The following is a 17,098-nucleotide window of genomic DNA, read 5'->3' on the forward strand; positions in this document are numbered from 1 at the left end:
TGCGTTTTTTTGTGTTTTTAATTGACAATGGGGAATAGACAGGGGAGTTGTTCAGTATGCGTCAGAAAACAATGTTAGCACCAACGCTGCGTGAAGCGCCGTCGGATGCCGAGGCGATCAGTCATCAATTGCTGCTGCGGGGAGGGTTCATCCGTCAGCTTGCTGCTGGAATCTACACGTATCTGCCGCTCGGACTGCGCGTGCTGCGCAAGGTGGAGGCAATCGTTCGAGAGGAGATGGACCGCACGGGCGCGCAAGAGCTGCTCATGCCGGCTATGCAGAATGCGGAGCTGTGGCAGGAATCCGGCCGGTATGAGGTATATGGACCGGAGCTGATTCGGCTTAAGGACCGCCATCAGAGGGAGTTCGTGCTCGGGCCGACTCATGAGGAGGTCATTACGACGCTCGTTCGAGATGAGGTGACCTCCTATCGCAAGCTGCCGATGACGCTGTATCAGATTCAGACGAAGTTCCGCGATGAGCGTCGTCCAAGGTATGGCTTGCTGCGCGGGCGCGAATTCCTCATGAAGGATGCCTATTCCTTCGATGTGAGCTGGGAGGGGCTGGCTCAGTCCTATGAGGGAGCTTACGGGGCTTATTCGCGGATTTTCGAGAGGTGCGGGCTGCGGTTCCGGGCGGTGGAAGCGGATGCAGGATCGATTGGCGGAGAAGGCGGCACACATGAATTCATGGCGCTGGCCGACATTGGCGAGGATACGATCGTAAGCTGCAAGAGCTGCGAGTATGCGGCGAACCTGGAGAAGGCGGAGAGTGCGCCGATTGAGGCAAGCATGAAGAGCAGAGTGGGGAGTTTGGCGAGTGAGGGGAACGTGAAGAGTGAGGCAGCGATGAGCAGATTGCATACACCTGGGGCTAAGAGCATTGGGGAGCTGGTGAGCTTGCTGGGCGTAGGCGCGGACGGCTTCGTCAAGACGCTGATCTACAACGTGGATGGAGCGGCAGTTGCTGTGCTTGTTCGAGGGGACCATGAGGTGAATGAGATCAAGCTGGCAGGGCTGCTCGGGGCAGCGAATGTGGAGCTGGCGGATGCAGGAATGACGGAAGCAGCGACAGGTGCGCCAGTCGGATTCGCGGGACCGGTCGGTCTAAGCGGCGGCGTTCGAATAGTAATTGATCGTGATGCTGCGTCGATGGCCAGCTGTATCGCGGGGGCGAATGAAGTGGACTATCATGTGCAGGATGTCGTGTATGGACATGACTTCACAGCCAATATTGTGGGAGATGTACGCAATGTCGCGGAGGGCGATCGCTGCGTTCGGTGCGGAGGAGAGCTCGCATGGGATAAGGGCATTGAAGTCGGGCATGTGTTCAAGCTCGGGACGAAGTACAGCGACAAGCTTGGAGCTAAGTACTTGGATGCCGGCGGAGTGCAGCGGCCGATGATTATGGGCTGCTATGGCATCGGCGTCTCGCGCGTGCTGTCGGCCGTGGCGGAGCAGCATTATGATGAAGGCGGCATCCGCTGGCCAATGGCGATTGCTCCTTATCAGGTACACATCCTCGTGGTGAATGGGAAGAACGAGGAGCAGGTGGAAGTGGCCGAGCAGCTCTATGCTGAGTTGTTGGCCGCGGGTGTGGAGGTGCTGCTCGACGACCGCGATGAGCGGGTCGGCGTTAAGTTCAAGGATGCCGACCTCATCGGCATCCCGCTGCGGGTGACCGTCGGCAAGCAAGCTGCCGAGGGTAAGGTGGAGCTGAAGGAGCGGGGAGCGGCGGAAGTAGTGGTGATGAGCTTGGAGGATGCTATAGCTATAACGAGCAAGTGGAAGGTCGATTAGGTGCAATAATGCACCTAAGTGAAGGTGGAGCCCCGGCGAGCGGGCCAAGACCCCGACCAGTGGGCGAACGAGGTGCAATAATGCACCTGAATGATGGCCCAGCCCCGGCTGGCAGGCCAACGAGGTGCAAAAATGCACCTGAATGATGGCCCAGCCCCGGCTGGCAGGCCAACGAGGTGCAAAAATGCACCTGAATGATGGCCCAGCCCCGGCGAGCGGGCCAACGAGGTGCAAAAATGCACCTGAATGATGGCCCAGCCCCGACTGGCAGGCCAATCAAGATGGCTGGCTAAGAGGGAGTTGCCTAACCGGAACGACAGAACGTGCTCCCGCAGCAGCTGCCCGAGAGGCGTTAGTCCGAGCAAAAGAGGCGAGTAGTGCCTCCGCAGCTGCCTGCAGCTTAGGCGAATCAGCCTGAGCCCAAACTGCCTGGCCATAAGGGAATTGTTGGAACTCCGCTTATCACAGGGACATATGATAGGTAGTGATTGTCAACTTAGGCTGGTGCAAGGAGGATTCGCGGTTATGCCATTCGTAACGAGGTATACGACAACGGCTAATGGAGCCATTACGTTCACAGGCAATACGATGGGGCTCAGCAAGGAGACGAATGTCAACAAGCCCGGCATTCAGCATGCCATAGGGGCATTCATCACGACCAATACGACGCTTAGAGACGGAACCTATCCTCTGGGTACGACTTCAAGCTATCTGCTCAATAGCTCTTCGGCTGTGCTGCAGATGCCGGCGGGAAGTACGGTGCTGTACGCTGAATTAATCTGGGGCGGCAGCTATGTGGTCACAGGTGAGACGGTCGCAACCGCCATTAACAATAATATTACGTTCGCTACACCTGTCACCAGCGCCTCCATCACACCCGCAGCTGCAACCAGCTTCACCATCACAGCGACAGGCTATTACATTCGTTCAGCCGATGTAACGGCTCTCGTGCAAGCGGGAGGAGCGGGCACCTATACGGCTGCGGGCATTCCAGGCACGCAGAGCGATACAGACAACTCCGCGAACCATGCGGGGTGGACGCTTGCGGTCGTCTACCAGAACGGATCGCTTCCATCACGGAACATGACAGTATTCGTCGGCAACGAGGTCGTCAACAGCACAACCTCCACTAGTACAGCTACGGTCAGCGGGTTCGCGACTCCTCCGAGCGGGACACTGAAGGGCAGGCTCATGGTCAGCGCGCAGGAGGGGGATGCGACGATTACGGGGGATCAGATGCAGTTCGGTCCGACTTCGGCGACACTTACTGCGATATCTGGTCCGAACAATCCGGTTAACAACTTCTTCTGTTCACAGATTAATGATGACACCGGTGCTCTCAACACGCTCGGTACGTTCGGTACTTCCAATGCCACACCGGGAACGAATATCGTCGGGGGACGCCAAGGGTGGGATATTACGAACGTTGACGTGTCGGCAAGGCTGATTAACAATCAGACCTCTGCGGTCATCCGAGGTACTACAACTGGGGACGTCTATGTCATTAACGGGCTTGGGCTCCAGGTGGACGTGAACGCGCCAATCATCTCCCTCACGAAGAGTGCCTCCCCTGCGACGGCCTTCTTAGGAGATACGATCACCTACACGCTTATTCTCAAAAACACCGGAACTGCATCCGCGAACAGTGCCGTCATTCAGAGCACATCTACACCAGGGACCTCATTCGTCACAGGCAGCGTGACGATTAACGGCTCCCCAAGCCCAGCAGCTAACCCATTCAGTGGGATTGCGCTTGGAACGATATCCAATGGACAGACTTACACGATTGTCTACCGGACGACTGTAACCTCAAGACCGGCAAGCCCTCCATCGTTCAGCGACCAGGCTTCTGTCTCCTACACCTTCCAGAGTGTATCGGGCGGGGCTACCTTCAATGGAACAGCAACCTCGGGAACTGCGATAGTCGCAGCAGGCAACTTCCCTCCATCTACGAGCAACATCTCTGCGACCATTGCGGAGGATACGGTCTACAGCGGAGCGGTTACCGGCTCTGACCCAGAGGGATATTCACTGTCCTACACGCTAACCTCTGCTCCTTCACGGGGTACAACCGTATTGAATCCCAATGGAACCTTCACTTATACTCCGGCACCTAACTTCTTCGGCACCGACTCCTTCTCTGTAACGGTTAGCGATGGAGCGGGCGGCACGGCTGTCTCAACGATTGTAATTACCGTCACCCCGGTGAATGATTCGCCAGTTGCACAGGATGTGAATGCTTCTACTCCGGAAGACACGCCTGCGGGCGGCCAGATTATAGCGTCAGACACGGATGGAGACCCTCTAACCTATACGCTCACCACCCCTCCAAGCCATGGCACGGTTGTTGTCAATGCCGACGGTTCCTATCTCTATACCCCGAGTCTGAACTACAACGGACTGGACACCTTCACGGTCACGGTAAGTGATGGTGCAGGCGGGAGCGATACCGCGCTTGTCACTATAACGGTCACCCCCGTGAATGATCTCCCGGTCACGTCCGATGTGAGCCAGACAACTCCGGAGGATACGCCGATCAGCGGAGCCGTCCTCGCAACGGATGTCGACGGGGACTCGCTTACGTTCACGGTGTTGACCCAGCCGACGCATGGGACAGTCGCTCTGAATGCGAATGGCACTTATGTGTATACCCCTGGCCTGAATTTCTTCGGGACGGATTCATTCACAGTTCAAGTAAGCGACGGTCAAGGCGGTACAGCCATTGCCAGCGTGACCATTACGGTTACGCCAGTCAATGATGCTCCTGTAGCCAATGACCGAACGGATACGACGGCCGAGGACACACCGCTGAACGGTCAGATTGTCGCCACCGATAGCGACGGTGATTCGCTCACTTATACGATTACATCACAGCCGCTTAATGGTTCAGTAACGATAGATGGAACAGGCGCCTATGTGTATACGCCGAATTTGAACTATAACGGCACCGATACGTTTGCGGTTACCGTTAGCGATGGCAACGGAGGAAGCGACGTTGCTAACGTCACGGTTATTATTACGCCGGTTAACGATGCCCCGGTGGCAGGCAGCTTCAGCGAGACGACTCTGGAGGATACGCCTCTAAGCGGAGTGGTTACGGCTGCGGATGTGGATGGGGATGTGCTTGTTTATACGATTTTCACCCCGCCTACGTATGGTACGGTTGTCATGAATGCGGATGGCACCTATGTGTACACGCCAAGCCTGAACTTCTTCGGTCCGGATTCCTTCACGGTGCTGGTGGATGATGGGAATGGCGGCACGGCAATCGCCAGTGTGACGATTACGGTTACCCCGGTGAACGATCCTCCGGTCGCAGCGGATGTGACCGATATTACGGCGGAGGACACTCCTTCACAAGGGCAGATCATTGCAACCGACTCGGATGGGGATGCGCTCACGTACGTGGTATCCACTCCGCCAGCGAATGGAGCGGTGACTGTAGCTGCGGATGGGTCCTATGTATATACGCCAAGCCTGAACTTCAACGGAGTGGATTCCTTCGTCGTTACGGTCAGTGATACCGGTGGACTATCAGATACCGCCGTCGTGACGATTACGGTAACGCCAGTGAACGATCCTCCTGCAGCCCCTGATGTCAATCAGACGGTGGCTGAAGATACGGCTGCATCGGGTGCGGTCATTGCAACGGATGTCGATGGCGACGTGCTGACGTTCAGCCTGCTCTCCCCGGCTGCCAATGGCACCGCGGTCGTGAACGCGGACGGGACGTATGTGTACACACCGAACGTGAACTTCACCGGTGTGGATTCATTCGATGTGCTGGTCAGTGACGGGAACGGAGGAACCGCATCGTCTACCGTGACGATTACGGTAACGCCTGTGAATGATGCCCCGGTTACGGCGGATGTGGCAGATACGACACCAGAGGATACGGCGTCGAATGGGCAGATTGTCGCTTCCGACCCGGATGGAGATTCCCTCACTTATACAGTGACGGCTCCACCGAGTAACGGTACGGTCATCGTGAACCTGGACGGCTCCTACATCTATGCGCCTGCTGCTGACTTCAATGGCGTTGATGTATTCACCGTCACGGTTGCAGATGGGAATGGCGGCAGTGCGGTCTCCACGGTTACCGTCACGGTCACTCCGGTGAACGATCCTCCTGTCGCACCGAATTCCTTCGCAACGACGCCGGAGGACACGGCTGTTGCAGGGGCGGTCGCAGCAACGGATGTGGATGGCGACACACTCGTCTACAGCCTGCTAACCGCACCTACACATGGTACTGCCGTCGTGAATGGGGATGGGACGTATACGTACACGCCCGACCTGGACTTCGCCGGGACCGATTCGTTCACGGTGCTTGTGGATGACGGCAACGGGGGTACGGCTATTGGCAGTGTAACGATTACGGTCACTTCAATTAATGATGTGCCTGTGGCAGGAGACGTAACGGATACAACACCGGAGGATACCCCTTCCAATGGTCAGATTGTCGCAGTGGATCAGGACGGAGACATCCTCACTTACACGGTGACAACACCTCCCCATAATGGGACGGCGACCGTTAATACAGACGGCTCTTATGTGTATAGCCCTGCACCTGACTTCAACGGGGTAGATACGTTCATCGTCACAGTGAGTGATGGGAATGGAGGCTCGGATACGGCGACGGTAACCATTAGCGTCACACCGGTGAATGATGCTCCCGTCGCTAACGATAGCAGCGTGTCAACACTTGAGGACACTCCGGTGAACGGAGCCGTTACGGCAACGGATGTGGATGGGGATGTGCTAACTTACACGCTGCTTACGACCCCTGCTCACGGAATTGTTAGTGTAAGTGCAGATGGCACCTATGTCTACACGCCGAATACGAACTTCTACGGTGCAGATTCCTTCACCGTGCTAGTCAGCGACGGCAATGGCGGGGAAGATATTGCCGGTGTGAGCATTACGGTTACGCCAGTGAATGATGCCCCTGTGGCCCAGGATGTGACAGACACCACTGCGGAGGACATCCCGTCGAACGGCCAGATTGTAGCAACGGATGTCGATGGTGATGCGCTCACTTATGCCGTAACGACAACGCCTGCGAACGGCACGGCCAGCGTAGCAGCAGACGGCTCTTACGTCTATACGCCGAGCTTGAACTACAACGGGACGGACAGCTTCGTCGTGACAGTCAGTGATGGAGCAGGAGGATCAGACACGGCTATCGTGACCATCACGGTCACTCCGGTGAATGATTCGCCCGTTGCTCTAGACAGCAGCGTCACTACACCGGAGGATACCGTGTTGGCAGGGACATTGACTGCGACGGATGTAGAAGGAGACTCTCTCACCTACAGCTTGAACACCAATCCTGCGAACGGTACGGCTGTCGTTAATGCTGACGGCAGCTACTCGTATACGCCGAACCTTGACTTCTATGGCATGGATTCCTTCACCGTACTTGTAGCAGACGGCAATGGCGGCTCTGACATTGCCAGCGTCATGATTACCGTCACCCCGGTCAATGATGCTCCGGCTGCTAATGATGCAGCGGGCACTACGCCAGAGGATCGGCCGCTGAGCGGTCAGGTCATAGCCGTGGATGCGGATGGAGATATCCTCACTTATACGATCACCACAGTTCCTCTTAACGGAACGGCGACGATAGCTGGAGACGGGTCTTATGTCTATACGCCGAACTTGAACTTCAACGGCACAGATTCATTCGTGGTGACCGTCAGTGACGGCAACGGCGGTACGGATACGGCGACGGTATCCATCACCGTGACCCCAGTGAATGATATCCCCGTTGCTGTGGATGCCAGCGGGTCAACTCCTGAGGATACACCGCTGAATGGCGCCGTTACGGCAACCGACGTGGATGGGGATACTCTGACCTTCACGCTCCTTACCGCACCAACGAATGGTACGGCTGTCGTGAATCCCGATGGTACGTATCTATATACGCCTAATGCGAACTTCCATGGTAATGAATCCTTCACGGTGCTGGTAAGCGACGGCAACGGAGGAACCGATATCGCTGGCGTTAGTATTACGGTGACTTCCGTGAATGATGCGCCTGTGGCGCTCGATGTTGCCGATACAACGGCCGAGGATGTTCCATCGAACGGTCAGATTATTGCAACCGATGCGGACGGCGATTCACTCACGTATACGGTAACGACTCCGGCAGCTAACGGAACGGCAGCTGTAGCGGCTGATGGCTCCTATGTGTATACGCCTAATGCGAACTTCAACGGCACGGACAGCTTCGTGGTGACGGTGGACGATGGAGTTGGAGGGACCGACACATCTACGGTGACGATTGTGGTCACTCCGGTCAATGACGCACCGGTTGCCGTGGACAGCATCGAGACTACGCCAGAGGATACAGCCTTCGCAGGGACTGTCACTGCCACGGATGTGGATGGAGATACCTTAACCTTCAGTACCCTCACGTCACCTTCGAATGGGGTGCTGGCCCTGAACGGTGACGGCACTTATGTGTATACGCCGAATGTGGACTTCCACGGTACGGATTCCTTCACCGTGCTTGTCAGCGACGGTAATGGAGGACAGGATATCGCATCGGTGACGATGACGGTCACGCCGGTGAACGATGCACCCGTTGCACTGGATGCTACCGACACGACGGCCGAGGATGTGCCTTCGAATGGACAGATTACCGCGACGGACTCAGATGGCGATGCACTAACCTATGTGCTCACGACAGCTCCGCTTAACGGGACAGCCACAGTGAATGCAGACGGATCGTACGTCTATACGCCTAACCTGAGCTTCAATGGTACGGACAGCTTCATTGTCACCGTCGATGACGGCAATGGAGGGACAGATACCTCTACGGTCACCATTACGGTCACGCCAGTCAACGATGCACCCGTTGCTCCAGACAGCAATGTATCTACGCCGGAGGATACTCCGCTTGCTGCAGCAGTCACGGCAACAGATGTGGATGGCGATCTCCTCACTTATAGTGTCCTGACGACTCCGTCGAACGGTGTGTTGGTACTGAATGGAGATGGGACGTATACGTACACGCCTAATGGCAACTTCCACGGGGCGGACTCCTTCACCTACACGGTAAGCGATGGTAACGGAGGGACAGACACGGGATCCGTATTCCTGACGGTGACACCGGTGAATGATGCGCCAGTAGCGCCTGATTATACAATCGGAACACGGCAAGAGAGGGCAGTGACTGGCAACTACCAGGCTGCCGATGCAGATGGGGATGTCCTTGTCTATACGATTGAGGCAGGCAGCGAGCCTGTGAGTGGGACGGCAGTTATTACTGCCGCTGGAACGTACACGTATACGCCTAATGCAGGATTCGCCGGAACGGATTCGTTCGTTGTGACAGTGAATGACGGCAATGGCGGCACGGATACAGGGACAATTACCGTTATTGTCACACCTATAAGCAATCCTGCTCTAGTCGATGATGCAGCCGATACGATTGCTGAGGATACGGCCTTCGCGGGCAATCTGCCTGGCAATCCTCCGCCTCTGAACACCATCATCTACACCTTGAACAGCGCCCCAGCTAATGGTACTGCGGTCGTTCAGTCTAACGGAGACTACACGTATACGCCGAATCCAGACTTCAATGGGACGGATACGTTCACGATCCTCGCAACGACGAGCCCGGACGGCCAGACGGATGTTGCCCTTATTACGATGACGGTCACACCAGTGAACGATGCACCTGTTGCGGATGATGTGTCAGATACGACAGCAGAGGATACCGTATCAACCGGGCAGATCATTGCTGTTGATGTGGACGGCGACACTCTGACGTATACGGTGACGACAGCTCCTGCCAATGGAACGGCAGTGGTATTCCCAGACGGCAGCTACTCGTACACACCTGCGCTCAACTTCAATGGAACAGATTCCTTCATCGTCACTGTCGATGACGGGAATGGAGGCACCGATACCGCGACGGTCACCATAGTCGTCACGCCGGTCAATGATCCTCCAGCAGCCGCTGATGCCAGCATTAGCACACCGGAGGATACGCCAATTAGCGGTGCGGTTACCGCAACCGATGTGGACGGCGACACGTTAACCTACTCCCTGCTGACAACTCCGTCCAATGGTTCGGCTGTAGTGAATGGGGATGGGACGTACACGTATACTCCGAACGCTGACTTCTATGGAACGGACTCGTTCACCGTACTTGTCAGCGATGGCAATGGCGGAGAGGATATTGCCTCGGTCACTGTAGCGGTAACCCCAGTGAATGACCCTCCAACAGCTGGCGATGTGACGGATACGACAGCGGAGGATACGCCTTCGATTGGCCAGATTATTGCCTTCGACCCAGACTTCGATTCGCTGACGTATACGGTGACGACCCCAGCGGCCAATGGAACGGCAGTCGTTGACGCGGATGGCAGCTACACGTATACGCCTGCGCTTAACTTCAACGGCGTGGACTCCTTCGTGGTACTCGTGGATGACGGCAACGGGGGGACGGATACGTCGACCGTGACGGTAACAGTCACGCCGGTTAATGATGCGCCTGTCGCAGCTAACAGCAGCGAGACGATTGCAGAGGATACGACGCTCAGCTCAGCTGTCACAGCGACGGATGTGGACGGAGATACACTGACATACAGTGTGCTGACGTCTCCTTCCAATGGAGCAGTCGTTATGAATGCAGACGGTACGTACACGTATACGCCGAATGCGAACTTCCATGGCACGGACTCCTTCACCGTCCTCGTCAGCGATGGCAATGGCGGAGAAGCTATAGCCTCTGTAACGGTGAACGTCACGCCAGTCAACGACCCGCCGACAGCTCAGGACGTGTCGGATACGACTTCAGAGGATAAGCCGAGCACGGGGCAAGTGACAGCTGCGGATATCGATGGAGATCTACTCACGTATAGTCTCCAGACTCCTCCTTCGAATGGCACCGCTGTAGTTGCAGCGGATGGCAGCTACACGTATACGCCTGCGCCTAACTTCAATGGCGTGGACTCCTTCGTTGTGCTCGTGGATGACGGCAACGGAGGGACAGATACGTCTACCGTGACGGTGACGGTTACTCCTGTCAACGACCCGCCTGTCGCTGCTGATGCTGCCGTGACCACAGCAGAGGATACGGCTGTCAGCGGAGCCGTAACCGCTGCGGATGTGGATGGAGACGCGTTAGTCTACAGCTTGCTTACTAGCGCTGGGAATGGAACGGCACTGGTAGCAGCGGATGGCTCCTACACGTACACGCCGAACACCAACTTCTTCGGTTCCGATTCGTTCTCTGTGCTCGTCAGCGACGGGAACGGGGGAGAGGACATTGCGACGGTTGCGGTGACGGTCACCCCGGTGAATGATCCGCCAGTTGCAGGGGACGTAGCCGATACGACTCCTGAGGATACGCCATCTATGGGTCAGATTATAGCCGTCGATCCAGACTTCGACATCCTCACCTATACGGTTACTACTCAGGCAGCTAATGGTACGGCTGTCGTGCAGCCCGACGGCAGCTATATGTATACGCCGGCACCGAACTTCAATGGAGTCGACTCCTTCATCGTCACGATCAGCGACGGCAACGGCGGAACGGATACGTCGACCGTGACTGTAACGGTTACACCGGTGAATGACCCGCCTGTTGCCGCAGACAGCATAGAGACTGTCGCGGAGGATACAACGCTAAGCTCGGCAGTCACCGCAACAGATGTGGATGGAGATACGCTCACGTATAGTGTCCTGACCAATCCTGTCAATGGGGCAATCACGATGAATGCGGACGGTACGTACACGTACACGCCGAATGCAGACTTCAACGGCACCGACTCCTTCACCGTGCTCGTGAGCGACGGCAATGGCGGGGAGGATATCGCTTCGGTAACGGTGAACGTGACGCCAGTGAACGACGCGCCTGTTGCACTTGATGTATCGGATACGACAGCGGAGGATAAGCCGAGTACCGGCCAAGTTACCGCAACGGACGTAGACGGAGATGTGCTCACCTACAGCTTGCAGACGCCTCCAGCGAATGGAACGGCCATTGTCGGGTCAGACGGCAGCTACACGTATACACCAGCACTCCACTACAACGGAACGGATTCCTTCGTTGTGCTCGTCGATGACGGCAACGGGGGGACTGACACAGCGGTAGTGACGGTGACGATTACTCCGGTGAATGATCCTCCCGTTGCTGTAGACGCAGCTGTTACGACCGTTGAAGACACGCCGTTCAACGGTGCGGTAACGGCAACAGATGTCGATGGCGATACCTTGACGTACAGCTTGTTCACGGGGGCTTCAAGCGGGACAGCGCTCGTCGCCGCTGACGGCACCTACACGTACACGCCGAATGCTGGATTCTTCGGCACGGATTCCTTCACGGTTGCGGTGAGCGATGGGAATGGGGGAGTGGACCTCGCTTCAGTCACAGTGACCGTCACACCAGTGAATGACTCGCCTATTGCTGAGGATGTAGCGGATATGACGGCTGAGGATACCCCTTCGAATGGGCAGATCCTTGCAACAGATACGGACTTCGATCCGCTCACTTACACGGTGACGACTCCCCCTGCGAACGGGACGGCCGTTGTACAGCCGGACGGAAGCTACACCTATACGCCGAATCTGAACTTCAACGGCACGGATACGTTCATTGTCACAGTCAGCGACGGGAACGGCGGGACTGACACCTCTACGGTAACGGTTACCGTCACGCCAGTGAATGACGCGCCTGTTGCAAGTGGGAGTGTCTCAACGACAGCTGAGGATACACCGGTTAATGGAGCGGTGACCGCTGTAGATGCAGACGGAGACGCGCTAACCTTCAGCCTGCTTACCTCACCTTCCTATGGCATTGCGGTAGTGAACGTGGACGGAACCTACACGTATACCCCGCAGACCGAGTTCTTCGGCACGGATTCCTTCACTGTGCTCGTGGATGACGGCAACGGAGGAACCGCTATTGCACCGGTAACGGTGAACGTGACTCCGGTGAATGATGCACCTGTCGCTAGCGATTCCTCACCAATTACAGCAGAGGATTCACCGCTGAACGGGCAGATTGTCGCTACAGATGTGGATAATGATCCGTTAACCTATACGTTGACGACTGCTCCAGTGAACGGAACGGTCGTACTGCAGTCAGATGGAAGCTATGCCTATACGCCGAATGCGAACTTCAACGGCACGGATTCCTTCGTCGTTACCGTATCAGACGGCAATGGCGGCAGTGATACAGCAACGATCAGCATCACCATAACTCCGGTGAATGACGCGCCGGTAGCATCGCCTGCTTCAGCGACGACAGCGGAGGACACGCCGGTGAATGGAGCGGTAATCGCAACGGATGTGGATGGAGACACCCTCACATTCACTCTTCACTCAGGTCCTACGAACGGGACGGCCGTCGTGAATGCTGACGGCACCTACACGTACACGCCGTTCCTTAACTTCTTCGGCTCGGATTCCTTCACCGTTCAGGTTGAGGACGGGAATGGAGGAGAGGACATCGCAGCGGTCACCTTAACGGTGACGCCGGTTAACGATCCTCCAATCGCATCCAACATTCTAGATTCAACAGCGGAAGATACACCGTCCAATGGCCAGATTGTCGCCTTCGACTCCGACGGTGATCCGCTCAGCTACACGCTGACGTCTCCGCCAGCTAACGGTACCGTTGTGTTGAATGGGGATGGCAGCTACACGTATACACCGAATCCAGACTTCTTCGGCACCGATTCGTTCGAAGTGACGGTTGATGATGGCAACGGAGGAACGAGCATCGTCCTCGTCACGATTAACGTACTGGTCTCACCTGTTAATGATGCACCTGTCATCACGGGGAGCACAGCTGTGACGGCCGAAGATACTCCGGTTAACGGAATCATTACCGCCGTAGATCCAGAGGGTGATTCGCTCACGTTCCTGCTGCTCAATGGACCGAACAGCGGTACCGCAACCGTCGCACCGGATGGCAGTTATGTGTATACACCGAATGCAAACTTCTTCGGCACCGACTCCTTCACCGTGTCTGTCAGCGATGGGAATGGAGGGACGGCGCTTGGAGCGGTCATCATCACGGTGACGCCTGTGAATGACGCTCCAACCGCGAGCAATATTACTGATACTACAGCAGAGGATACACCGTCGAACGGTCAGATTGTTGCCTTCGATACAGATGGCGACCCTCTCACCTACACGCTGACCACTCCTGCTGCGAATGGGAGCGTCGTCCTCGGTGCAGATGGCAGCTACACGTATACGCCGAATCCGAACTTCAATGGCACCGACAGCTTCGTAGTGACGGTAAGTGACGGCAATGGCGGGTCTGCCCCTGCCACTGTAACCTTAGCCATCACGCCGGTGAACGATCCTCCGATAACCGCAGACAATACGCTTACGACTGCTGAGGATACGCAGGCAGCCGGTTCTATTACGGCATCGGACCCTGACGGAGATGTCCTGCAATATAGCGTGCTGACTGCTCCTGCGAATGGGGAGGTGACGATTAATTCCGTCACGGGCAGCTATACGTATACACCGAGTCTGAACTTCAACGGAACGGACTTCTTCACCGTGTTAGTCGACGATGGCAATGGCGGGACCGCCATCTCCGGTGTTACCGTCACGGTTACACCGGTGAATGATCCGCCGCTGCCAGCGACCCTCACTTACACCAGTGAAGAGGACTCTGTGATAAGCGCTCAGGTCGCGACAGTAGATCCGGATGGAGACGTCCTAACGTATACGCTGCAGTCTCCGCCTTCCCAAGGTACAGTAGTTGTGAGTGCAGACGGAACATTCACTTACACGCCGAATCTGAACTACAACGGGGTAGACAGCTTCACCGTGACAGCGGATGACAGTCTGGGTGGCACAGGCATCGTTACGGTTAACTTGGTCATCACGCCAGTGAATGATGATCCGGTTACCGCACCGATTAGCCTAACGACGGCTGAGGATACTCCAATAGCCGGAGCAGTAACCGCAACAGATGTAGACGGAGACGTCTTGACCTTCGCACTGAATACGCCGCCGGCGAACGGAGCGGCTGTCGTAGCGATCGATGGGAGCTTCACCTATACGCCGAGCACCAACTACAACGGCGAGGATGCCTTCACCGTACTTGTCTCCGACGGTAATGGCGGAACGGCGATTGCAGATGTTAATGTTACGGTCACTCAGGTGAATGATCCTCCAACTGCGGCTGATCAGACGGTTCGAACGATTCTCGTTACCCCGGTGACCGGACAGCTGGAGGTCATTGATCCAGACAGCTTCTCCTTCATCTACAGCGTCGTTGTTCCCCCGGCGAACGGAACGGCTGTCGTGGATACAGATGGGAGATACACGTATACGGCGAATGCCGGCTTCCTGGGCTATGACTTCTTCACCATCCAGATTGATGATGGAGACGGTGGAATTGGACTTGCGACGATTACGGCGGATGTGGCACCGGTGTTCCAGACCTTCTCTACGACGATTACAACAACAGAGAATACACCGATTCAATCCGTAGTTACTCTCATTCTGGAGACGCCTACCATCTATACGCTGCTCGATGCTCCTAACAACGGCACGCTAGTCTTCAACCCGGACGGAACCTTCATCTATACACCTAACCCAGAGTTCACGGGGACGGACAGCTTCAGCGTCCTGTCAGATACGGGGCTGGAAGCTACGATTAATATTATTGTGCTAGCGAATCAGGGCCCGGTCTTGCCGCCTGCCTCTGCCGTCACGGTGCGCAATGCGCCTGTATCGGGCAGCCTAAGCGCTGCAGATCCAGAGGGTGAGGCGGTCCAATATGGATTAACGGCGGGTCCGGCTAATGGTATTGCTGTTGTGACTGCGCAAGGAACCTTCACGTATACACCTAACCGAGACTACGTAGGGACAGATACGTTCAGCGTGTATGCAGTAGATGAGAGCGGGAATTCCACCATCGCGTCTGTGAGCATTACTATTAATCCGTATAACAGAGCTCCAGTAGCCTCGAATGCAGCCTTAACCACGCAGCAAGGAGCTGCGGTCACCGGTCAGATTGCGGCTTCGGACTCGGATGGCGATCTCCTTGCCTATAGCGCAGCTGTTGCACCGAACAACGGATCGGTCCAGCTTCAGTCAGATGGCAGCTTCGTCTACACGCCTAATGCAGCATTCATTGGGGTAGACAGCTTCGTCATCATAGTAAGCGATGCGTTCGGAGGAGCGATCAGCGTAACGGTGGTCGTCACTGTGGAGGGAATATCAGGACCTGCAGATCCGCCAGTGGTCAGTCCGGTATCGGTTCGTACCGTTACAGGTGGAACGGTTGCAGGCTTCATTCCAGCGACAGATCCTGCAGGAGGTGTGCTGCTGTTCAGTCTGGCTCAGGCTCCAGCAGGCGGCAGCGTACAAGTGAATGCGGACGGCAGCTTCATCTATAGGAGCAATAGCGGCTTCGTAGGAACCGATGTGTTCTATGTGCGAGTGGTCAGCACGGCTTCAGGACTGGCGACGGAATATCCAATCTATATTGTGGTTGAGCCAAGTCTGGCTGTTCCGACTGATCCAGGATCAGGCGGCGGAGGCGGGCCGGGCAACGGCGGCGGTGGCAGTGGCAGTGGCGGTGGAGGAACTGGAACTGGCGGCAGTACACCTCCAGTGAAGGAAATTGCACTAGATAATACCGGGAATCCGATTACTGGCCAGGTTGGCAGCGTGCCTCTATCAGGAGCATTGTTCTATGCCCTGGCGGAAGTTGCCGTCAATGGATCTGTGACACTAGGTCCTGATGGATCCTTCCAGTATGACCCTGACAGCCTAGATAATGATCGATTCGTCATTGCTGTATCCGATGCTGCAGGCAATGTGGTCCTCGTCGTTGTGCGAATTCGAGTGAAGGATGGCAGCATTGTCGTAACGGACTACATCCTGTTCACGCGAGGTCTTCGGCTGGTGAGAGGGAGAGTTGAGGCGCAATCCAGCCTCCGTCTGGCACTCACTTATCGGCTGCTTGCAAGTCCTGAGAAGGGTTCGGTCAAGGTTGCGCGCAATGGAGCCTTCACGTATCGACTCGGAAGAGCAGCCGGTCATGGAGATGTGAACGACCAGGATGTGTTCTATATTGAAGTGACCGACTCGGATGGACGCACCGCAGTATCCCGAATCACGATTATTATAGAGCCGGAGGACGATGAGTAGTTTTTTTCTAAAATAAACACCGCCTCCCTAGCTCGGGCGGTAAGCTAATAACATTAAAGGTCTGAACTGGCGATAAGGCCGTTCAGACCTTTATTTTGCCTTAGGGCGAATATTGGTATATGGCAGAGGAGGGGTGAGGCCCTTCTTTTTGCAGT

The 17,098-nt window shown here is 56.0% G+C and carries 2 protein-coding genes; both read left to right on the forward strand.

Annotated features, from left to right (window positions below; translation table 11 throughout):
• The first annotated feature begins 56 nt into the window (after nt 1-56).
• Nucleotides 57-1,799 carry a proline--tRNA ligase gene (locus ACFO9Q_RS18860; RefSeq protein ID WP_379184960.1) on the forward strand — a complete coding sequence of 581 codons (1,743 nt, stop codon included), beginning with the start codon at nt 57-59 and terminating at the stop codon, nt 1,797-1,799.
• Between the two features lie 525 nt (nt 1,800-2,324).
• A complete protein-coding gene (locus ACFO9Q_RS18865) occupies nt 2,325-16,943 on the forward strand; it encodes a tandem-95 repeat protein (protein WP_379184962.1) in 14,619 nt (4,872 codons plus the stop codon).
• Nucleotides 16,944-17,098 lie beyond the last annotated feature (155 nt).

The organism is Paenibacillus sp. GCM10023252, assembly GCF_042653305.1.
Taxonomy (GTDB): domain Bacteria; phylum Bacillota; class Bacilli; order Paenibacillales; family Paenibacillaceae; genus Pristimantibacillus.